The organism is Profundibacterium mesophilum KAUST100406-0324 (genome assembly GCF_009835145.1).
In the GTDB taxonomy this organism is placed as follows: domain Bacteria; phylum Pseudomonadota; class Alphaproteobacteria; order Rhodobacterales; family Rhodobacteraceae; genus Profundibacterium; species Profundibacterium mesophilum.
The window spans coordinates 23,626-42,509 of sequence record NZ_APKE01000023.1 but is presented as its reverse complement, the minus strand read 5'-3'; the positions used below and the strand labels follow the sequence as shown (position 1 = coordinate 42,509).

Genomic DNA, 18,884 nt, shown 5'->3' with positions numbered 1-18,884 from the left:
GATTATGATTAATTGCCGGACGCGGGTCCGGCGGCATCCCCGATCCGGGACAACGATTCCTCGCGGCCCAGAACGGTCATCATGTCAAAGACACTGGGGGTGGACATGCGTCCCGCCAGTGCAGCCCTGAGCGGCCCGGCGACCTTGCCCAAACCCACGCCGCGTTCTTCGGCCAAACCGCTGGCACAGGCTTCGAGCGCGTCACGCGACCAAGTAGCATTTTGCAACTGCGGCGTCAAACTGCTCAGTATACTTCGGGATACCGGATCGAGAGCCTTCTCGGCCTTCGCATCCGGCGAAATCGGCCGCGAAACAAGGGCAAAACGCGCCTTTTCGAGAAGATCGCCAAAGGTCTTCGCACCACTTTTCACATGCGGCATCGCCGAAAGCAGGCGGCTGCGCTGCGTTTCGTCGAGCGGCTCTTGGCCGCTGGAGGCGAGAAAGGTGTCGATCTGCGCAAGAAGGGCGTCATCGGCCATCGCGGCGATATGCTGCCCGCTCAGATGGCCGAGTTTCTTGAAGTCGAGCCGGGCGGGGGATTTTCCGATACCGGAGAGATCGAACCAGTCGAGCGCCTCGGCATCGGTGAAGAATTCATCGTCGCCATGGCTCCAGCCAAGCCGCGCGAGGTAGTTGCGCATGGCCGCTGCCGGGTAGCCCATGTCGCGGTATTCCTCGACACCAAGCGCCCCGTGACGCTTGCTGAGCTTCTTGCCGTCCTCTCCATGGATCAGAGGGATATGCGCCCAGACCGGCACGTCCCAGCCCATGGCGCGATAAACGAGCATCTGTCGCGCGGCATTGTTGAGGTGATCGTCGCCGCGGATCACGTGCGTGACGCCCATGTCATGATCGTCCACCACCACCGCGAGCATGTAGACGGGTGTGCCGTCCGAGCGCAGCACGATCATGTCGTCGAGCTGGTCGTTGCGGATCGTCACGCGGCCCTGGACCTCATCCTCAATGACCGTCTCGCCGTCGAGCGGTGCGCGAACGCGGATCGCGTAAGGGGCGTCGGGATGGGCTTCGGGATCGACGTCGCGCCAGGGCGAGCGAAAGAGGGTGGAGCGATTCTCTGCCTTCGCCGCCTCGCGGAACGCGGCGATCTCCTCCTGCGTCGAGAAACACTTGTAGGCGGCGCCGCTCTCGAGCATCCGCGTCGCCACCTCGGCGTGGCGCGCGGCGTTCGCAGCCTGGCTGACCGCGTCACCGTCCCAGTCGAGCCCGAGCCAGGTCAGACCTTCGAGGATCGCGGCCGTCGCCTCGGGCGTCGAGCGGGCGATGTCCGTATCCTCGATCCTGAGCACGAAGCGTCCACCACGGCCGCGCGCGTAGAGCCAGTTGAACAGAGCCGTGCGTGCCCCGCCGATATGAAGAAACCCCGTAGGGGAGGGGGCGAAGCGCGTGACGACCGGCTGCTCTGACATTGTCGGAAATTTACCTTTTGGAAACCATGGGGGGAGACCCTGAGCGGATCTAGACAACTACCCAAGGGGTGACAAGGGTGCGGATGCCGTCCTCCATGCTGCGCCGTCTGGATGCCACCCTCGGTGCGCAGCAGGGACGGCTCTTTTGCTGGGCGCCGGTCTGCCTTGCCGCCGGGATCGGCTTCTATTTCGGCCTCCCGCGCGAGCCTTCGACCTGGCAATGGGGGGCGTCGGCTGCGCTTTTCGCGCTTTTGCTGCTGGGTGGCCTCAGGGCCCATGTCCTGCGCCCGCTGGCGTTCGGGGCGGCACTGATCGTCGCGGGGCTGCTCCTTGCCGGCCACCGCACACATTGGGTCGCCGAGCCCCGTCTCGACTGGCGTTATTACGGACCGATCGAGGGGCGGATCGTCCTGGTAGACCGCTCCGCGAGCGGGCGCCCGCGGCTCACCCTCGACCGTGTCGTCCTGTCGCGGGTCGCGCCGCATCACGTGCCGGCCCGCATCCGCATCTCGCTGCACGGCGCCTCGGGGGATCTCGATCCTCGGCCGGGCATGACGATCATCACCACCGGCCATCTCGGCCCCGCATCCGGACCCTCCGAGCCGGGCGGCTTCGATTTCCGGCGCCATGCCTGGTTCGCGCGGCTGGGTGCGATCGGCTACACACGCGCGCCCGCGCTCCTCCTGAGCCCGGCAAGGGGCGGGACGGAGCTTCTGGTGGCGCGCCTGCGCGACCGGATCTCGCGCGGGGTGCGCGCGGCGCTACCCGGCGAGACCGGCGCCTTTGCCGCGGCGATCACGACAGGGGATCGCTCGGTGATGAGCGCGCAGACGCTCGCCGCGCTGCGCAGCTCCAATCTCGCGCACCTGCTGGCAATCTCGGGACTGCATATGGGGCTTCTGACGGGGACCGTCTTCTGGGCCCTGCGCCTGTGTCTCGCCCTCGTGCCCACGCTCGCGCTGGGGGCTCCGATCAAGAAATACGCGGCCATCGGCGCCCTCGCGGCGGGTGCGGGCTACCTGGCGCTGTCGGGCGGCAATGTCGCCACGCAGCGGGCCTTCATCATGGTCGCGGTGGTCTTCGGCGCGGTGCTCGGTGACCGGCGGGCGATCACGCTGCGCGCCGTCGCGGCCGCGGCAATGATCGTCCTGATCCTGCGCCCGGAGGCACTGACCGGCCCCGGCTTCCAGATGTCCTTCGCCGCGACGACCGCGCTCGTGGCCATCTTCCGCGCCTTGCGCCACAGCCCCGGGCCCGCCTTGCCGCGATGGACCGCGCCCGTCATCGGAACCTTGCTTTCCTCGGCCATCGCGGGGGCTGCGACCGCGCCCTATGCCGCGGCGCATTTCAACCAGATGTCGCGCTACGGGCTGATCGCGAACCTGCTTTCGGTGCCCCTGATGGGGGCGTTGGTGATGCCGGCGGCGGTGCTGGCGGCCGTCCTCGCTCCGTTCGGCGGCGGCTGGATCGGCCTTGCGATCATGTCACCGGCCATCGACTGGATCCTCGGGGTCGCGCTTTATGTCTCCGCGCTGGAAGGGGTGCTCTGGCGCATCGTCACGCCGGTGCCCGCCGTGCTGCCGCTGATCAGCCTTGGCGCGCTCTGGGTGATCTTGTGGCGCGGCCGCGCCCGCTGGGCCGGTATCGCGCCCGCAATGCTGGCCCTGATGCTATGGCTGCAGACCGAGCGGCCGCTCCTGCTGGTCAGTGACAGCGGCGGGCTTCTGGGACGGCTCGGGGCCGAGGGAAGGGCATTGAGCAAACCCCGGGGCGAGGACTTCACGGCGATGTCCTGGCTCGAGAATGACGGCGATGACGCGGATCGCGATACGGCCTTCGCGCGTCCGGGCTTCACGGGCGTGCCGCCGCGGCGAGAGACGCGGATCGCCGGCCGCCCGGTCCGCCACCTGACCGGGCGCGGTGCGGCGGCGGCATTCGAGGCGGCCTGCGCGGATGGCGGTCTCGTCATCCTCTCGGTCCCCGCGCCGGATGTGCCCGCCGAGCACTCCTGCACGGTCCTCGACGAGAACGATCTGGCGAGGCTGGGCGCCGCCGCGATCCGGACCGGGCCCGGCGGGTGGCAGATCACCGGCGCCCGCGACGCCGCCGCGCACCGCCTCTGGGGGCGGTGAGCCGATGCGCGGCGCTCAGTAGGAGCGGATCAGGCCGACGAGGCGTCCCTGCACCTTGACCTGGTCATCGCGGAAGACACGCGTCTCATAGGCAGGGTTCGCGGCCTCCAGGCTGATGGACCGTCCATCGCGGCGATACCGTTTCAGCGTCGCCTCCGAATCCTCGACCAGCGCCACGACGATATCGCCGTTATCAGCGGCCGCCACTTCGCGGATCACCACAAGATCGCCGTCGTTGATCCCCGCCTCGATCATCGAGTCGCCCTTGACCTCAAGCGCGTAATGCGCGCCGCGGCCCGAAAGCATCTGTCCGGGGACCGTGATCTGATGGGAAACGGCACTGATCGCCTCGATCGGCACACCGGCCGCGATCCGTCCCATTACCGGCAGGTCGACGACCTGCGCGGATGTCGCGGGGGCGGGCGATGCCTTGGCCGGCGGGGCCCCGCCCTCGATCACTTCGGGCGTGAACTTGCCACCGCCCATCGCCTCAGGGAGCTTGACGATCTCGATCGCGCGGGCGCGATGTGCAAGCCGGCGGATGAAGCCGCGCTCCTCCAGAGCAGTGATCAGCCTGTGGATGCCGGACTTGGAGCGCAGGTCGAGCGCTTCCTTCATCTCGTCGAAAGAGGGCGGCACGCCATCCGCCTGAAGCCGGGTGTGAATGTAGTGAAGCAGGTCCATCTGCTTGCGGGTCAGCATGTTCATGCCCTCATCCTTGCGCCGCGGCATGGCCCCCTCCCATGCGGGAAAAGAACAAAGCCGCAGCAGGTCCGCCTTTGTTCTACCGCTGTTCACTTTTTGTGTCAAGACCGGGTCGTAACCGGCGAGAGTTGCGGGACTTCGATCCTCACGTGCCCTCGCCGGGGCATTCGGGACCTTGTCAGAGAGCGAGGTAGGGGACGCGCTCCCCGATTGCGCGCGCGCGGTCGTGCGCGGGCCGGATGATGAGGGCATCGGCACCCGCGAGGACGGTCAGCAGTGCGCTGTCCTGACGCTCATGGGCGCGGAGGCCGGCGGGCTCCATCATGGCACGCATGTAATGGGCCCGTGGACCGTTCGCCGGGAGGGCCGCGGCGAGCGGTGCCTCGCGCTGAACGTCCGCATCCGGCGCCAGACCGAGCATGACACGCAATGCCGGCCGCACGAAGACGAGCCCGCAGACCATCGAGGAGACCGGGTTTCCCGGCAGTCCGATCATCGCCGCCCCGTCCATGCGGCCGGCCATGAGCGGTTTTCCCGGCCGCATCGCCACCTTGTAGAAAGCGCGTTCGAGGCCGCGCGTCTCGGCCACCCTCGCCACCAGGTCGTGATCGCCGACGGAAGCGCCCCCGATGGTGATGACGAGATCGGCGCCCCGGGCCAGGTCGAAGACCGCGGCAAGGCTGCTTTCGGTGTCGCGTGCGATGGGCAGGATCCGGCCATGACCGCCCGCGGCATCCACCATCGCCTTGAGCCCGAAATTGTTAGAGGCCACGATCTGATCCGGGCCGGGTGTCTCGCCGGGCATCACGAGCTCGTCGCCGGTGGCGATGATCGCGACTTCCGGCCGGCGCATGACATCGACGTTCCCGTGACCCATCGCGGCGAGCAGCGCGATGTCGGAGGGGCGCAGGGGGCGGGCCGGATCGAAGCTGTCATCCTGCGCGAAGTCGGTGCCGGCGGGCCGGATATAGGTCTGCGTGTCGAGATCGCGCGCGAGGGTGATCGTGTCGCCCCGGCGTTCGACATCTTCCTGGATGATGACACGGTCGGCGCCCGGCGGGACCGGTGCCCCGGTGAAGATGCGGACCGCCGCGCCCTTGCCGAGCGTGCCGCCGAAGCCGCGCCCGGCGGCCGCCTCGCCGATCACCTCGAAGACGGCGCCGGGCCGGACAGCGGCATTCTCGACGGCATAGCCGTCCATGGCGCTTGCCGGGAAGGGAGGCTGGGTGCGGCGGGCGCGCACCGGCTCCGCGAGAACGCGGCCGGCGGCGAGGGACAGTGGAACGGTTTCGCTCCCGAGCGGGGCGACGAGGCTCAGAACCTTCTCGCGCGCCTCCGCGACGCTGATCACCGCGATACCTCGTAGCGCCCCGACTTGCCCCCATCCTTCAAAACCAGCCTGACAGTCTCGATGACCATGCCTTTCTCGGCGGCCTTGACCATGTCGTAGATGGTCAGCAGGGCGGTGGTGACGGCCGTCAGCGCCTCCATCTCGACGCCGGTCTGTCCGCCGGTCTTGACCGTTCCAGTAACCCGGATGCCCGGCAGGCTGTCATCGGCCGTCAGCTCGATCGCGACCTTGGTGATCGGGAGGGGATGACAGAGCGGGATCAGGTCGGCCGTCTTCTTGGCCCCCATGATGCCGGCAAGACGCGCGACCCCGAGCACGTCGCCCTTCTTCGCGCGCCCTTCGGTGATCAGGGCGAGCGTCTCGGCGCTCATCGTGATGGCGCCCTCGGCCACGGCGACACGCGCGGTCACCGGCTTGCCGGACACGTCGACCATATGCGCATGGCCGTCGGCATCGAAATGGGTCAGGCTCATCACATGGTCCCCGAGGTCAGCGGATCGGCCAGCAGTACGCGGGTCGCGGCAGCGACATCGTCGTGGCGCATCAGGTGCTCGCCGACCAAGAAGCAGCGCGCGCCGTAACGCGCGAGATCGGCGAGTTCGGCCGGATGGGACAGGCCGCTTTCGGAGACGATCGTGCGCCCCGCCTCGACCATCCGCGACAGGCGCCGCGTCGTGTCGAGCGAGGTGTCGAAGCTGTGCAGGTCGCGGTTGTTGATGCCTATCAGGGACGAGGAGAGGTTCATCGCACGGGTAAGCTCGTCGTCGTCATGCACTTCGACGAGGCAATCCATGCCCCAATGCGTCGCGGCGGCCTCGAGCTCGGCGGCCTGACCGTCATCGAGGGCGGCCATGATGATCAGGATGCAATCGGCGCCGAGCGCGCGGGATTCGGCGACCTGCCACGTATCGAAGAGGAAATCCTTGCGCAGGACCGGCAGTTTCACGGCGCTGCGTGCCTCGGCGAGGTAGCTGTCATCGCCTTGGAAGGACGGCGCGTCGGTCAGCACCGACAGGCAGGCCGCGCCGCCCGTCTCGTAGGCGCGCGCCAGAGCGGCGGGATCGAAATCCTCGCGGATCACCCCCTTGGACGGGCTGGCCTTCTTTATCTCGGCGATCAGCCCGTAGCCGCCATTGGCCGCCGAGACCAGCGCCTCGCGGAAGGGGCGCACGGAAGAGGCCGCGCGGGCGTCCGCCTCGATCGCATCGCGGGGGCGTTCGGCTTTGCGCGCCGCGATTTCGTCAAGCTTGTAGGCCTTGATGCGGTCGAGAACGGTGGTCATGGGCGGAACTCCGGGATTGCGGGGGGCGGAAGGGGCTTGCGCCCCCGGCCTGCGGCCTCCCCCCAAGGTATTTTGTCGAAGGTGAATGGCAAATTTCGCATCCCGAAATCAGGCCTCGCACGCCGCAGGTCCAAGGGTGGGGCATCGCAGGCCCGCAGGACCCGCACCGCCCCTGTCAGGATGCGCGCGTCACCAGGGCATGGCGCTTGCGCCCGGCGCTCAGCTTCACCGGGGTGTCGAAGGCGGCGGCATCAAGCATCATGCCGGCATCGACGAGCGGTGCATCATCCAGCTTCGCGCCGTTCTCGGAAATGAGGCGCTTGGCCTCCTTGCCCGACTTCGCCAGGCCCGCGCGCACGATGAGCTGCACCACGGAGATGCCTTCGCCGATATCCTCGGCACTGAGCGCGATGGTGGGCAGCGCCTCGCCGACACCGCCGCGCTCGAAGACCTCGCGCGCGGTCGCCTCGGCCTCGGCCGCCGCCGCCGCGCCATGGCACAGCGTGGTAATCTCGTTGGCGAGGACGATCTTGGCGGCGTTGATCTCGGCACCGCCGAGCGCTTCGAGCCGGGCGCATTCATCGAGCGGAAGCTCGGTGTAGAGGCGGGCGAAGCGTCCGACATCGGCATCGGCGGTGTTGCGCCAGAATTGCCAGAACTCGTAGGGCGATCGCATGTCGGCATTGAGCCAGACGGCGCCATCGGCGGTCTTGCCCATCTTCTTGCCATCCGAGGTGGTCAGCAGCGGCGAGGTCAGCCCGTAGATCTCGTGATCGAGGACCCGGCGCGTCAGGTCGATCCCGTTGACGATATTGCCCCATTGGTCGGAGCCGCCCATCTGCAGCACGCAGCCATAGCGGCGGTTCAACTCGAGGAAGTCGTAGGCCTGCAGGATCATGTAATTGAATTCGAGAAAAGAGAGGGACTGCTCGCGGTCGAGGCGCGATTTGACCGACTCAAAGGCGAGCATCCTGTTCACCGAGAAGTGCCGCCCGATGTCGCGCAGGAAATCGAGGTAGTTCAGCCCGTCCAGCCATTCCGAATTGTCCACCATCACGGCGTCGGACGGGCCGTCGCCGTAGGCGAGATACTTGCCGAAGACCTGCCCGATCCCGGTGATGTTCTCGTCGATCCGCTCGGGCGTGAGCAGCGGACGCTCGGCGGCGCGGAAGCTCGGATCGCCGACCTTCGTCGTGCCGCCGCCCATCAGGGTGATCGGCTTGCCGCCGGTCTTCTGCAGCCAGCGCAGCATCATGATCTGGATCAGGCTGCCGACATGCAAGGAGGGCGCGGTGGCGTCGAAGCCGATATAAGCGGGCGTGCCCCCGGCCAGCATGGCATCATCGAGACCCTGGTAATCGGTGCAGTCGGCGAGGAAGCCGCGCTGCATCATCACAGCAAGGAAATCGGATTTCGGGTGGTAGGTCATCGGCTCATCGTCCATTCTCCGCTCGCCGGGAGGGGTATATCCGGGCGGGCAACGAAGGGAAAGCCATGTTGAGGGAAAGGCTGTCTGCCGGACCGGTGCGCGCGCTCGGCGCGATGTCCGGGACCTCGCTCGACGGGGTCGACGCGGCGGTTATCGTGACCGACGGTATCACGATCACGGACTTTGCCGAAAGCGCCTACCGCCCCTATGGCCCCGAGGAGCGGGGCGTGCTGCGCGCGGCGCTGGGGCAGTGGGAGGGCGGCTCTGCGGCCGGCGATCTGGTCGAGAGCGCCCATGCCGAGCTTCTGTCGGGCTTCGAGGATGTGGCCCTGATCGGTTTTCATGGCCAGACGGTCGCGCATGAGCCGCGCGGACGCGGCACGCGGCAGCTTGGCTGCGGGCAGGTGCTCGCCGATGCGCTCGGCCGCCCCGTGGTCTGGGATTTCCGCTCGGCGGATGTCGAGATGGGCGGCGAGGGAGCGCCGCTCGCGCCATTCTTCCACCATGCCTGCGCGCGGTGGATGGGCGCGCGGGCGCCACTCGGGATCGTCAATCTCGGCGGCGTCGGGAACATCACCTGGATCGATCCGTCGATCCCGGCGCCCGAACTGCCCGGCGCCTGCCTCGCCTTCGACACCGGCCCGGCCAATGCGCCGCTGGACGATCTGATGGCGCTCAGGCGCGGGGCGAGCCGCGACGAGGGCGGTGCGCTCGCCGCCCGCGGAGAGGTGAACGACGCGGTGCTCGAGCGGCTGTTGTCGGGCGCGTTTTATCGGCGGATGCCGCCCAAGTCACTCGACCGCGACAGCTTCGCCTGGCTCGCGGAGGCGGTGAGCGGCCTCGATGACGCCGACGCGGCCGCGACCCTTGCCGCCTGCATGGCCGGAAGCGTCGCCGCGGCGCTCGAGCATTGCCCCGTGCCGCCGGAGCGCCTTCTGATCACCGGGGGCGGGCGGCACAATGCCGCCGTGATGGAGATGATCCGCGCGGCGGTCGATTGTCCGGTCGATCCGGTGGAGGAGGCCGGGCTCGACGGTGACATGCTCGAGGCGCAGGCCTTCGCCTATCTCGCGGTGCGCGTGGCGCGTGGGTTGCCGACATCCTGCCCCGGCACGACCGGGGTGGCGGCGGCCGTGGGCGGCGGCGTCGTCTCGCACCCGTCCGGCAGGTAAGCCGCTGGCAGTCCCGGCGGGGACGGGCGGGGGCCGAACCGGCGCGCCGATCAAGTCGCGGTGATGTCCGCCTCGGCGCAGACGATTTCGGTGCCGCCCGCATGAACGAGCTGTGTGTCTCGCAGGCGCGGCCTGTAGAGCCGCGTTCCCTCGGGCGCGGCGACGGGCGCGGCGAGGCGGGCGGCGGTCCGGATCGCGCCGGCGCCTCCCAGAAGGGCGGCCGCGCGGCCATGCAGGGTCACTTCCTGATCGGGGCCCATGACGAGCGGGCGCTCCGGGCGGCCATGTCCGAACGCATGGGCGGGGATGACGCAGACCCGGGCCGCATGCTCCACGTCGAGCGACAGCAGGGGCCTTGGTCCGGCGCGGGTGACGATCATGTCGCGGGGGTTGAGGAAGCGGGCCGGTATCGCGCCATCGAGGGTCAGGATGGCGGTCCCGCCGGCGATTCCCGTTCGGCCCGCCCGGCCCATTCGGGGCGCTTCCCCGGCTCTCCGGGCCATGTCCATGAATGCGCCGATATCCATGTTGTCCGAATCCTCATGGAGGGCCGTTTGTCGACGCCTGCCGCGAGGGTGGGGAGCAATTGCGGCGCGGGTGGCGAGGAATTGTGGCGATAATTCGACGCGGGCCGGGACGGGCACGCGCCTTTTCCCCTCGCATCCGAGCGGTGGCTTTGCTATGGGGGCTGAGATTTTCGGGGCCGTGCCAGTGCGGCCCCTAACGGAGCATGCGGGTGTGGCGGAACTGGTAGACGCACCAGATTTAGGTTCTGGCGCCGCGAGGCGTGGGGGTTCGAGTCCCTTCACCCGCACCAAGAGACAAGAAGGACGGGAATAGACATGCAGGTCACCGAGACCCAGAACGACGGTCTGAAGCGCGGGTATCACATCACGGTCACGGCGGCCGAGCTGGAGGCCAAGGTCAACGAGAAGCTGACCGAGGCGCAGCCCGATGTCGAGATGAAGGGCTTTCGCAAGGGCAAGGTCCCGATGGCCCTGCTCAAGAAGCAGTTTGGCCAGCGCGTCATGGGCGAGGCCATGCAGGAAGCCGTCGACGGCGCGATGTCCGAGCATTTCGAGAAGACCGGCGACCGTCCGGCGATGCAGCCCGAAGTGAAGATGTCGAATGCCGACTGGAAGGAAGGCGACGATGTCGAGGTCGACATGAGCTACGAGGCGCTTCCCGATATTCCCGATTTCGACGCATCCGGCCTAAAGCTCGAGCGGATGACCGTCGAGGCGGACGACGAATCGGTCGATGAGGCGCTCGAGAGCCTGGCCAAGAACGCGCAGAACTTCGAGGACCGCGAAGAGGGCGCCGCCGCCGAGGATGGCGACCAGGTGGTGATCGACTTCAAAGGCTCGATCGATGGCGAGGAATTCGAGGGCGGCGCTGCCGAGGATTATCCCCTCGTGCTGGGCTCGGGCTCGTTCATTCCCGGCTTCGAAGAGCAGCTCAAGGGTGCCAAGGCCGGCGACGATGTCGAGGTCACGGTGAACTTCCCCGAGGATTACCAGGCCGAGCAGCTCGCCGGCAAGGAAGCCAAGTTCGCCTGCACCGTGAAGGCCGTGAAAGCCTCCGCGCCCGCCGCGATCGACGATGAGCTGGCCAAGAAGTTCGGCGCCGACGATCTCGAGGCGCTGAAGGGTCAGATCCGCGAGCGTCTTTCGGCCGAATACGGCCAGGCCGCGCGTGCCGTCCTCAAGCGCCAGCTGCTCGACCAGCTCGACGAGCAGGTCAGCTTCGATTTGCCGCCCAGCCTCGTCGAGGCCGAGGCGAACCAGATCGCGCATCAGCTCTGGCATGAGGAAAACCCCGAGGTTCAAGGCCACGATCACCCCGAGATCAAGCCGACCGAAGAGCATAACAAGCTCGCCGAGCGCCGCGTGCGCCTCGGCCTGCTGCTCGCCGAGCTGGGCCGCAAGAACGAGATCCAGGTCACCGACGCCGAGATGACCCAGGCGGTCATGAACCAGGCGCGCCAATATCCCGGCCAGGAGCGCCAGTTCTTCGAGTTCGTGCAGCAGAACCCGCAGATGCGTCAGCAGCTGCAGGCACCGATCTTCGAAGACAAGGTCGTCGACCACATCTTCGAGCAGGCCGACATCTCCGAGAAGAGCGTCAGCAAGGACGAGCTGCAGAAAGCTGTCGAGGAGCTCGAGGACGAGAGCGACGAGACCGCCGCCGCCTGATCCATAGCGCGCCTCCCCCCGGGGGGGCGCTGCAAGCCCGGAGATGCCGCCTCCCTTGCTGACAAGGGGGGCGGTTTTCGTTTGGGGTGTTGACAGTTTCGCAATCCGGACTGGCCCCGGCACGATGCGTGGACGGCGTGCGGCACATGTGGGGACCCATGCCGGCGGCCACCCCGGGACTATTGAGGTTCGCGCTGGAAGGGCGGATCTCGCCGTCTTGAGGGGACGGGCCCTATACGGGGCAACGCCATGGGGATGCCCGCATCGTTTTCAGCGAACGACGCGCACCGCTCCACCGCGCACGGGAATGATGTGCTCTGCCTTGCCGCGCGGTTCGGCTCAGTTGCGATTGACCCGGCAGAAAACCTTCTTGCGCCGCAGAAGGCGGCACAGATCGCTGGCCTCCTCCCGGCTTGCGGCGGCAAGCTGCGCTGTCAGGCGCGGGCGGGTGCCGAAGCCCGGGATCACGGCATCGACGATGCGCATCTCGGGCCCCGACAGAAGGTCGGGATGCTCCCGCCGCAGGCGTGCCGCGAACCGCTCCACCGTCGCGCGCCGCGTTCCGGCGGCCACGATCACCCCCCAGGGCGGTTCGGGATCGCGGAAGCGGCGCACCGACTTGCCGGCGGCCATCCTGCGGCAGGCTTCCTCGAAACCGCGCTCGGGATCGAGCCTGTAATCGATCTCGGCCGGGGGGCTGTCGCGCCAGGTCACGCCGCTATGCCCGGTGATGGCCGCCACGTAGGCGCGGGTTTCGGGTGGGAGACCGCGCCGGCCGGCGGCGAAATCGGCAAGCCGTGCCTCGCCGGCATTGTAGGCGGCGGCCGCCAGTCCTTCCGATCCGAAAACTTCGGTCAGCTCCGCGAGATAGTGCGCGGAGGCAAAGATCGCGGCTGCCGGGTTGAAGGGATCGTCGAGCCGGCGCAGGAGGGCGGTTCCGGGCATGAATTGCGCAATGCCCTGCGCGCCCGCGGGGCTCACGGCATTCGCGTCGAACAGGCTTTCGCGCCAGAGCAGCCGAGCGAAGAAATCCGCGTCGATGCCCGCATCGGTGGCGGCGGCCGAGATGGCGCGGCAAATATCGGCGCCGTAGCTGATGACCCCGATGCAGTGCCGCCGGTCTTCGGTGCAACGCTTCTCGGTCCTGCGCGCCGGCGGTCGGCGCGTGGCGCGCTCGGGCAGCGGCGCCGAACGCTCACCGATCACCGGGGGCGTGCTGCTGGTTTGCAGGACTGCCGGCGCGGGAGTGGCCATGAGCGACAGTGCTGCCGCCAGTCCGGTGACGAAGGTCCTGAGCCGCATGCTGTGTGTCATGCTGCTCGATCTAGCCGCGCGCGCATCGCGGGAAAGGGCATGCACGAACGAAAAAAGGGCGCCCGCGATGCGGACGCCCCCTTTGCCCTGAACGGGACGGGACGGGACGGGATCAGTCGTTGTCGTTCATCCGGTTGGAGTTCAGCGCAACGAGCTGAGCCAGCGTGTAGGCGTCGGCATCGACGCCGAGGCTTCCGGCGAGCTGGGCCTTGGCTGCCGCGTTCTGGCTGTTCTCGCGCTCACCCGAGAGGATGTAATCGGCGCGGAACGCGTCATTCTCGCGGCGGGCATCGTTCAGGCGCTGCAGCTCGTTGGTGTCGAGCGTGCCGGGGGTGACGCCGGCGCTCAGCGAGAGCTGTGCGGGGCCGCTGACGCTGTCGCGGGTCGTGACGTCGCCGGCATTCTTCTGGATGAAGGCGATACGGTCACGGGCTTCGGAGCTGTCCTCGGCCTTCAGCGTCTTGAGAAGGGTCAGCTCGGAAAGGGTATAGGCACCGGGGGTGACGCCGATCGAGCGGGCCAGTTGCGCTTCGCCCGCGGGCAGGCGCTCGGCGGAGGCGGGAAGGGCACCTGCGAGGGTTGCGGCAGCGGCGGTGGCGGCGATGAGGGATGCGAATTTCATTTTGTCTCTCCAGTCATGTGCAGCGTCAGGCTGCGAATTTGTTGTGTGCGGGGCGGTGCCCGTCGTCTGAGACAGAAGATAGATACCTGCGTCAAAGAACGGTATTGGGCAAAGTTGACGTGGCTCTGTGCATATATGCGCATCACAGCTCTGTGCGTCAGTGAACCTTTTTCGACCAGCTTCCGTAGCGTTCTGTATCTCCGCGCATGCGGCTCGGTTGTCGGGAGGCAAAGCATGCCACAACGCGAAAGGGCCGCATCCTTCGATGCGGCCCTTCGGATCGGGTTACAAGTTGGAGCGGACCTGCCGCTCCGTACCGGTCAGCTGCGATCGTCCTCGGACTGATCCTGCTCGTCGGACTGCGCCTCGCGGGGCGCGTCCTCGTCATCCTCGTTCTGAGCCGCTCCGATATCGTCGAAGAGCTCCTGGATTTCGAACTCCGCGGCGGCCTCTTCTTCGGCGGCCAGTTCCTGGATGGACTTGCCCGATGCCTGAAGCTCGGCTTCCTCGGGCGAGCGTGCCACGTTCAGCTCGATCGTCGCGATGACCTCGGGATGCAGCGTCACGGTGACGTGGTGCAGGCCGAGTTCCTTGATCGGCGCGTTCAGCGCGACCTGGCGGCGATCGAGGGTGAAGCCCTCTTCGTTGGCGGCTTCGGCGGCGTCGCGGGTCGAGACGGAGCCATAGAGCGCACCACCGTCGGAGGCGGAGCGGATCACGACGAACTGCTGCCCGTCGAGTTTCTCGGCGAGCTGTTCGGCCTCGCGCTTGGTCTCGAGGTTGCGCGCCTCGAGCTGCGCCTTCTGGCCTTCGAATGCCTCGATATTGGCTTTCGACGCCCAGAGCGCCTTCTTCTGCGGCAGCAGGAAGTTACGGGCGTAACCTTCCTTGACCGAGACGACATCGCCCATCTGGCCGAGCTTGGCCACGCGTTCGAGAAGGATAACTTGCATGAGAGGTCTCCTTATTTCACGGCGTAGGGAAGGAGCGCGAGGAAGCGGGCGCGCTTGATCGCGCGGGCCAGCTCACGCTGCTTCTTGGACGACACGGCGGTGATCCGCGAGGGAACGATCTTGCCCCGCTCGGAGATGTAACGCTGCAGAAGGCGCGTGTCCTTGTAGTCGATGGCGGGAGCATTGTCGCCCGAGAAGGGGCAGACCTTGCGGCGGCGGAAAAACGGTTTGGCGGCCATTGTGATGATCCTTTCGCGTCAGACTTAGCGGCGGCTGCGACGGTCGTCGCGCTCGTCGCGTTTCTGCATCTGGACGGATGGGCCGTCCTGGTGGTCATCGACCTTGATCGTCAGAACGCGCATCACATCGTCGTGCAGACGCATCAGGCGCTCCATCTCCTGCACCGCGGTCGCCGGGGCGTCGGTGCGCAGGAAGGCGTAATGGCCCTTGCGGTTCTTGTTGATCTTGTAGGCCATCGTCTTGACGCCCCAGTATTCCTGATCGACCAGCTTTCCGCCGTTGTCGTTCAGGATAGCGCCGAAATGTTCGATGAGTCCCTCGGCCTGCGTGTTCGACAGGTCCTGACGGGAGATGAAGACATGCTCGTAGAGCGGCATGTGAGCTCCAGTTCCATATGGGGCGCATTTCATAGACCGGGGAGGAAACCCGCCGCGTCCCGGTCACGAGAGGCTGCGCCGATGACGGTCATCAGCGGCGGGATTTCGCTGCTCTAACGCTTTCCGCAAATTGATGCAAGCAGGTCCCAATGCCGCCCGATTCTCCACTTAGCTCAAAGCGGCGCCAATACAGGAATACCGCCCATGGTCATCGAACGCATCATGCAGCTCGCAGAGCAAATCCACCTGCCGCCGCAGCTCGTGGCCGAACCAACCGAGACCGGCTGGATGCTGCGGCAGCTCGACTGGCGCCAGAGGCTCTCCGCACCGCTGGAGAACGTTCTGCGCATCGGCGGGGCGGGCGCCGTGGCTCTCGCGCTGTCGGACTGGATCATGCCCGGAAGCGCGTCGCCCTTCGCACCCGACGGCGCGCGGCTTCTCTCGACCCTCGTTCTGGGGGGGATCGGCTGGGCCGGGTTCATGGTTGCGGAGCGCGGGGTCGAGCGGCGCGTGCAGCTCGATTTCCATCGCGGGCTCTTGGTACGGATCGTGCGCAACGCCCGGGGCCGCAACCGCTACCTCGAGCCGATCCCGCTCGACGCGGTGCAAAGCGTCTATGTCGCCCGGCGCCACGGCGATCAGCCCGGCAGCTCCCTCTTCGTTCGGGCCGCCGGCCTTGCCGAGCCGCTTCTCCTGGGCAGCGGCGCGACAAGCGAGCTGGAACGGCTTCAGCGCGAGATCTCGGCGGCCTTCCGCAGGCGTCACGACACTGCCGCCGCCGCCGAGAAGCGCCGCCGGAAACGCACGGAACGCCCCCTGCCCAAGCTTCCCAAGCAGGTGAGCCGCTGGGTCATTGCGCAGAGCGCTTGGCGGACCGGTCCCTGAACCGGGATTTTTGAACCGGTAAGTGCCGGCGGGCACACCGCAATCACATATCGGCGCAGCGCGCGGATCAGCCGGGCGAGCGTGCCGGGTCCGCCGAGCGGGGGAACGTCCGCTCCTCGCCATACGTGCCGTCTTCCTTCTGGATTTTCACCGAGCCGCGACCATCCGGGAGGACGGATTCGAGCGCGCCGCCGGCGGTCGCATCCTCCTTGTTGTCGAAGCGGTGAATTTGCGTTCCGCTCTCATCCTCGCGCAAGAGCCATCCCGGCCCGTCCTGCTCGGGGACGAGCGTGAATTTCCTCAGATTCGACATCTTGCTCACCTCCTTCTCGTGATCCGTCGCGCATTCCCGACAATTCCGGTCTGCCTCGCGATGCTCCACCGGATCGGTGCGCGCCGCAAGGGGGGGAGGGCGGCGGCTGCGCCCCTCCCTGATCGAAAGGAGGGGGCGGACATGACAAGGGCCCGGTCATTGCCGGGCCCTCTTCCATGATTTTCCAGGCAGGTCCCGCCAAGGGGCCTGTCCGGTCCGATCAGGCGAAATCGAACTCGTCGATGCGCATGGTCTGATCGCGGAAGCCGAGCGCCTCGATATTCTCGAACGTGTCGGTGCCGTCATAGCCGGTGCCGTTGAGATGGCTGACCTGGTAGGTGTCACCATTACGGGAGACTTCGTATTCCGAACGGTTCTGGGTCAGGAAGAGCGTGTCGAACCCGGTGCCGCCGTCGATCGTGTCATTGCCATCGAGACCGTAGAGGCGGTCGTTTCCGGCCTTGCCGTCCAGCGTGTCATTGCCCGAGCCTCCATAGAGACGGTCCGCACTGCGACCGCCATTCAGGAAGTCGTTGCCACCGTTGCCGGCCAAGACGACGTTGCCATTGGCACCGCTGAGCACGTCGCTTTGATCCGTGCCGAAGGCTTTCTTCAGGCCGACGGAATTGTTCATGGTCACGTTGACGCCGGCACCGGTGATACGGCTGGCATCGATAATGGAGACATTTGAGGTATCTCCGTCGACCATGATCTCGGTGCGTCCGGCATCGTTGTCGAGCAGGGTGAAGGCCGAATTCGTGCTGTCGATATCGAGACGGTTGGTCGGGCTGTTGGCAAAGGCGTTGCCTGCGATGTTGACGCGGCCATTATTGGCGGAGGCCAGCAGGTTCGACGGATCTGTGTTCACGTTGATCGTGCGGTCAGCGAAGACGAACTGCTCGACATAGACGATCTCGTCCACACCTTCCGAGCCGGTGCCGTTCAGGTGGCTGACAATGGTGCGGCCATTGGCGCTGGAGATGGTGTAATCGCCAAAGTTGCCGGCGAAGCGGGCGATGTCGAAGCCCTCGCCGCCGTTGATCTTGTCGTCGCCGGCTTGGCCCGAGAGCTCGTCATTGCCACGCCCACCGAAGAGGAAGTCACGCCCGTCACCGCCGAAGAGGCGATCGCGGCCGCCGCCACCGGTGATGTCGTCATCGCCGCCATAGCCAGCGATCGTGGCATTGCCGCCCTTGGAGGTCAGGAAGTCATTGAACTCGGTGCCGAAGATCTTCTTGAAAGCCGAGGTCGAGACCAGGTTCACGAAAACGCCGGTATTGGTGATGCCGGTCGCGTCGATGCTGGAGATGTTCGAGGCATTGCCGGAGATCGGGATCTCGGTGCGCGTCGCGTCGTTGTCCTGCACGATCACGCCGTTGGAATTGGTGATGGTGATGAAGCGGAAGGGGTTGTTGTCGAAGCCGGTGCCGCTCACCTTCAGCGTCGCGCCGTTGGAGGTTGCGGTCAGGTTGGTCGGCGGCGTGCTGATGTTGATCGAGCCGTCGGCGAAGACGAGGCTGTCGATATAGACGAGGCTGTCCACGCCGTCGGCGCCGTTGCCGTTCTGATGGCTGACCTGGGTGCGGCCATTCACGTTCGTGATCGTGTACTCGCTGCGCAGGCCAGAGAAGACAGCGGCGTCAAAGCCGCGGCCACCGTTCATCGTGTCGTTGCCGCCCTGACCGTAGAAGAGATCGCCGCCGCCGTTGCCGATCATCTGATCGTCGCCGTTGCCGCCATAGAGGCGGTCGCTGCCCTCGCCGCCGAACATCGAATCGTCGCCGTCGAAGCCGGCGAGGGAGCCGCGGCCGCCGTCGAGCGAAAGGTTGTCGTTGAAATCGGTGCCGCGGATTTTCTTAAAGCCCGAGCCCCCGAAGCTGACGGCGACGCCGGCATTGGTGATGCCGCGCGCGTTAACCTCGGCCACATCGCTGGTATTGCCGGTCACGGTCACGTTCTCACGGGCAGCGCCGTTGTCACTGATGGTGACGGTTCCATCGACGGCGACGATCACGCGGTCAAACGGGTTGTTGTCGGTCGCGCTCCCGGTGATCGAGAGGACTTTCCTGTTTACGTTGGCACTGAGCATGGCGAACCTTCCTGGTTTGACGCGTTGTCTTGTTGGGCCGGCGAGGGACGGGCCGGGGCCCACAAGCCTTGAAAAAGAGCTTACTGAGTTCGAATTTCAACACTCGCTATCAAAATTCGGCACCCTTCACAATTCACGTTGGCGCGGGGAAGCAGAGTTATGCTTGCGAAGGGCTTGCTCGCTGATTTCTGGACGAAATCTGCTCTTTCGAGCTGTCTTGATGCCCGCAGTGCGAGCGGTATCAGCAGGCTTGCGAAACACTGTGTTGACGTGAATGCAGGCAATGCCGACCCTGTTATTCGGCGATTCGGCACGATTTGGTTGCAATCGGCCGCGTCGTACGGTCGAGGACCCAGGATCGCCGTCATCCTTCACGAAGATTGCGCCACACCTCCGCG

General features: G+C 66.7%; 18 protein-coding genes and 1 tRNA gene. 5 read left to right on the top strand and 14 right to left on the bottom strand.

Features of this window, described 5'->3' with window-relative positions; all coding sequences use genetic code 11:
- Window positions 1-8: 8 nt before the first annotated feature.
- Window positions 9-1,427 (bottom strand): glutamate--tRNA ligase, encoded by a 1,419-nt coding sequence (gene gltX, locus PMES_RS09930; RefSeq protein ID WP_159965560.1) that lies wholly within the window; start codon window positions 1,425-1,427, stop codon window positions 9-11.
- Window positions 1,428-1,522: 95 nt separating this feature from the next.
- Between gltX and PMES_RS09925 the strand changes: the two genes are divergently transcribed.
- The gene (locus PMES_RS09925; RefSeq protein ID WP_159965559.1) at window positions 1,523-3,559 is read left to right on the top strand and encodes a ComEC/Rec2 family competence protein; all 2,037 of its coding nucleotides are present in this window, start codon (window positions 1,523-1,525) and stop codon (window positions 3,557-3,559) included.
- A 15-nt stretch (window positions 3,560-3,574) separates the two neighbouring features.
- Here the strand turns inward: PMES_RS09925 and lexA are convergent, their stop codons facing one another.
- From lexA to tyrS, 5 genes are all read right to left on the bottom strand, one after another.
- Window positions 3,575-4,261: a transcriptional repressor LexA gene (lexA, locus tag PMES_RS09920; protein ID WP_159965597.1), complete on the bottom strand. Its 687-nt coding sequence runs from the start codon at window positions 4,259-4,261 to the stop codon at window positions 3,575-3,577.
- A gap of 181 nt (window positions 4,262-4,442) precedes the next feature.
- Complete coding sequence (locus PMES_RS09915; protein WP_159965558.1) at window positions 4,443-5,615, bottom strand: molybdopterin molybdotransferase MoeA; 1,173 nt, start codon at window positions 5,613-5,615, stop codon at window positions 4,443-4,445.
- Complete coding sequence (gene moaC, locus PMES_RS09910; protein ID WP_159965557.1) at window positions 5,612-6,091, bottom strand: cyclic pyranopterin monophosphate synthase MoaC; 480 nt, start codon at window positions 6,089-6,091, stop codon at window positions 5,612-5,614. Before moaC ends, PMES_RS09915 begins: the two co-directional genes overlap by 4 nt.
- Entirely contained in the window at window positions 6,088-6,897 is an 810-nt protein-coding gene (trpC, locus tag PMES_RS09905; RefSeq protein ID WP_159965556.1) for an indole-3-glycerol phosphate synthase TrpC, read from the bottom strand. Before trpC ends, moaC begins: the two co-directional genes overlap by 4 nt.
- 175 nt (window positions 6,898-7,072) lie before the next feature.
- Window positions 7,073-8,326 (bottom strand): tyrosine--tRNA ligase, encoded by a 1,254-nt coding sequence (gene tyrS / locus PMES_RS09900; protein WP_159965596.1) that lies wholly within the window; start codon window positions 8,324-8,326, stop codon window positions 7,073-7,075.
- Between the two features lie 65 nt (window positions 8,327-8,391).
- On the opposite strand from tyrS, the gene PMES_RS09895 reads away from it, so the two are divergent.
- On the top strand, window positions 8,392-9,498 hold the full coding sequence (locus PMES_RS09895) for an anhydro-N-acetylmuramic acid kinase (protein WP_159965555.1): 1,107 nt from the start codon (window positions 8,392-8,394) through the stop codon (window positions 9,496-9,498).
- Window positions 9,499-9,548: 50 nt separating this feature from the next.
- Here PMES_RS09895 and PMES_RS09890 read toward each other — a convergent pair whose 3' ends face one another.
- Window positions 9,549-10,025 (bottom strand): Hint domain-containing protein, encoded by a 477-nt coding sequence (locus PMES_RS09890; protein ID WP_159965554.1) that lies wholly within the window; start codon window positions 10,023-10,025, stop codon window positions 9,549-9,551.
- A gap of 205 nt (window positions 10,026-10,230) precedes the next feature.
- Between PMES_RS09890 and PMES_RS09885 the strand changes: the two genes are divergently transcribed.
- Window positions 10,231-10,315: transfer RNA gene (locus PMES_RS09885), tRNA-Leu, on the top strand.
- Between the two features lie 25 nt (window positions 10,316-10,340).
- The gene (tig, locus tag PMES_RS09880) at window positions 10,341-11,693 is read left to right on the top strand and encodes a trigger factor (RefSeq protein WP_159965553.1); all 1,353 of its coding nucleotides are present in this window, start codon (window positions 10,341-10,343) and stop codon (window positions 11,691-11,693) included.
- Between the two features lie 339 nt (window positions 11,694-12,032).
- On the opposite strand, the gene PMES_RS09875 is transcribed toward tig, so the two are convergent.
- From PMES_RS09875 to rpsF, 5 genes are all read right to left on the bottom strand, one after another.
- Entirely contained in the window at window positions 12,033-13,007 is a 975-nt protein-coding gene (locus PMES_RS09875; protein WP_159965552.1) for a lytic transglycosylase domain-containing protein, read from the bottom strand.
- A 112-nt stretch (window positions 13,008-13,119) separates the two neighbouring features.
- Window positions 13,120-13,629 (bottom strand): hypothetical protein, encoded by a 510-nt coding sequence (locus tag PMES_RS09870; protein WP_159965551.1) that lies wholly within the window; start codon window positions 13,627-13,629, stop codon window positions 13,120-13,122.
- A gap of 320 nt (window positions 13,630-13,949) precedes the next feature.
- Entirely contained in the window at window positions 13,950-14,582 is a 633-nt protein-coding gene (gene rplI / locus PMES_RS09865) for a 50S ribosomal protein L9 (protein ID WP_159965550.1), read from the bottom strand.
- An 11-nt stretch (window positions 14,583-14,593) separates the two neighbouring features.
- Window positions 14,594-14,821: a 30S ribosomal protein S18 gene (rpsR, locus tag PMES_RS09860; protein ID WP_088664074.1), complete on the bottom strand. Its 228-nt coding sequence runs from the start codon at window positions 14,819-14,821 to the stop codon at window positions 14,594-14,596.
- A 24-nt stretch (window positions 14,822-14,845) separates the two neighbouring features.
- A complete protein-coding gene (rpsF, locus tag PMES_RS09855; RefSeq protein WP_159965549.1) occupies window positions 14,846-15,199 on the bottom strand; it encodes a 30S ribosomal protein S6 in 354 nt (117 codons plus the stop codon).
- Window positions 15,200-15,403: 204 nt separating this feature from the next.
- On the opposite strand from rpsF, the gene PMES_RS09850 reads away from it, so the two are divergent.
- Window positions 15,404-16,084: a hypothetical protein gene (locus tag PMES_RS09850; protein ID WP_159965548.1), complete on the top strand. Its 681-nt coding sequence runs from the start codon at window positions 15,404-15,406 to the stop codon at window positions 16,082-16,084.
- A gap of 67 nt (window positions 16,085-16,151) precedes the next feature.
- Here PMES_RS09850 and PMES_RS09845 read toward each other — a convergent pair whose 3' ends face one another.
- Window positions 16,152-16,397, bottom strand: a complete 246-nt coding sequence (locus tag PMES_RS09845; protein WP_159965547.1) for a DUF2188 domain-containing protein — start codon at window positions 16,395-16,397, stop codon at window positions 16,152-16,154.
- A gap of 220 nt (window positions 16,398-16,617) precedes the next feature.
- Window positions 16,618-18,486: a calcium-binding protein gene (locus PMES_RS09840; protein WP_159965546.1), complete on the bottom strand. Its 1,869-nt coding sequence runs from the start codon at window positions 18,484-18,486 to the stop codon at window positions 16,618-16,620.
- Window positions 18,487-18,884: the final 398 nt, after the last annotated feature.

Bases quoted from the DNA above. Each gene is read 5' to 3' on its own strand.
- PMES_RS09875 (WP_159965552.1), bottom strand. From the start codon at position 13,007: ATGACACACAGCATGCGGCTCAGGACCTTCGTCACCGGACTGGCGGCA.
- trpC (WP_159965556.1), bottom strand. From the start codon at position 6,897: ATGACCACCGTTCTCGACCGCATCAAGGCCTACAAGCTTGACGAAATC.
- PMES_RS09925 (WP_159965559.1), top strand. From the start codon at position 1,523: ATGCTGCGCCGTCTGGATGCCACCCTCGGTGCGCAGCAGGGACGGCTC.
- gltX (WP_159965560.1), bottom strand. From the start codon at position 1,427: ATGTCAGAGCAGCCGGTCGTCACGCGCTTCGCCCCCTCCCCTACGGGG.
- PMES_RS09840 (WP_159965546.1), bottom strand. From the start codon at position 18,486: ATGCTCAGTGCCAACGTAAACAGGAAAGTCCTCTCGATCACCGGGAGC.
- lexA (WP_159965597.1), bottom strand. From the start codon at position 4,261: ATGCTGACCCGCAAGCAGATGGACCTGCTTCACTACATTCACACCCGG.
- tyrS (WP_159965596.1), bottom strand. From the start codon at position 8,326: ATGACCTACCACCCGAAATCCGATTTCCTTGCTGTGATGATGCAGCGC.
- PMES_RS09850 (WP_159965548.1), top strand. From the start codon at position 15,404: ATGGTCATCGAACGCATCATGCAGCTCGCAGAGCAAATCCACCTGCCG.
- PMES_RS09890 (WP_159965554.1), bottom strand. From the start codon at position 10,025: ATGGATATCGGCGCATTCATGGACATGGCCCGGAGAGCCGGGGAAGCG.
- PMES_RS09895 (WP_159965555.1), top strand. From the start codon at position 8,392: ATGTTGAGGGAAAGGCTGTCTGCCGGACCGGTGCGCGCGCTCGGCGCG.
- rpsF (WP_159965549.1), bottom strand. From the start codon at position 15,199: ATGCCGCTCTACGAGCATGTCTTCATCTCCCGTCAGGACCTGTCGAAC.
- tig (WP_159965553.1), top strand. From the start codon at position 10,341: ATGCAGGTCACCGAGACCCAGAACGACGGTCTGAAGCGCGGGTATCAC.
- PMES_RS09845 (WP_159965547.1), bottom strand. From the start codon at position 16,397: ATGTCGAATCTGAGGAAATTCACGCTCGTCCCCGAGCAGGACGGGCCG.
- PMES_RS09870 (WP_159965551.1), bottom strand. From the start codon at position 13,629: ATGAAATTCGCATCCCTCATCGCCGCCACCGCCGCTGCCGCAACCCTC.
- rpsR (WP_088664074.1), bottom strand. From the start codon at position 14,821: ATGGCCGCCAAACCGTTTTTCCGCCGCCGCAAGGTCTGCCCCTTCTCG.
- rplI (WP_159965550.1), bottom strand. From the start codon at position 14,582: ATGCAAGTTATCCTTCTCGAACGCGTGGCCAAGCTCGGCCAGATGGGC.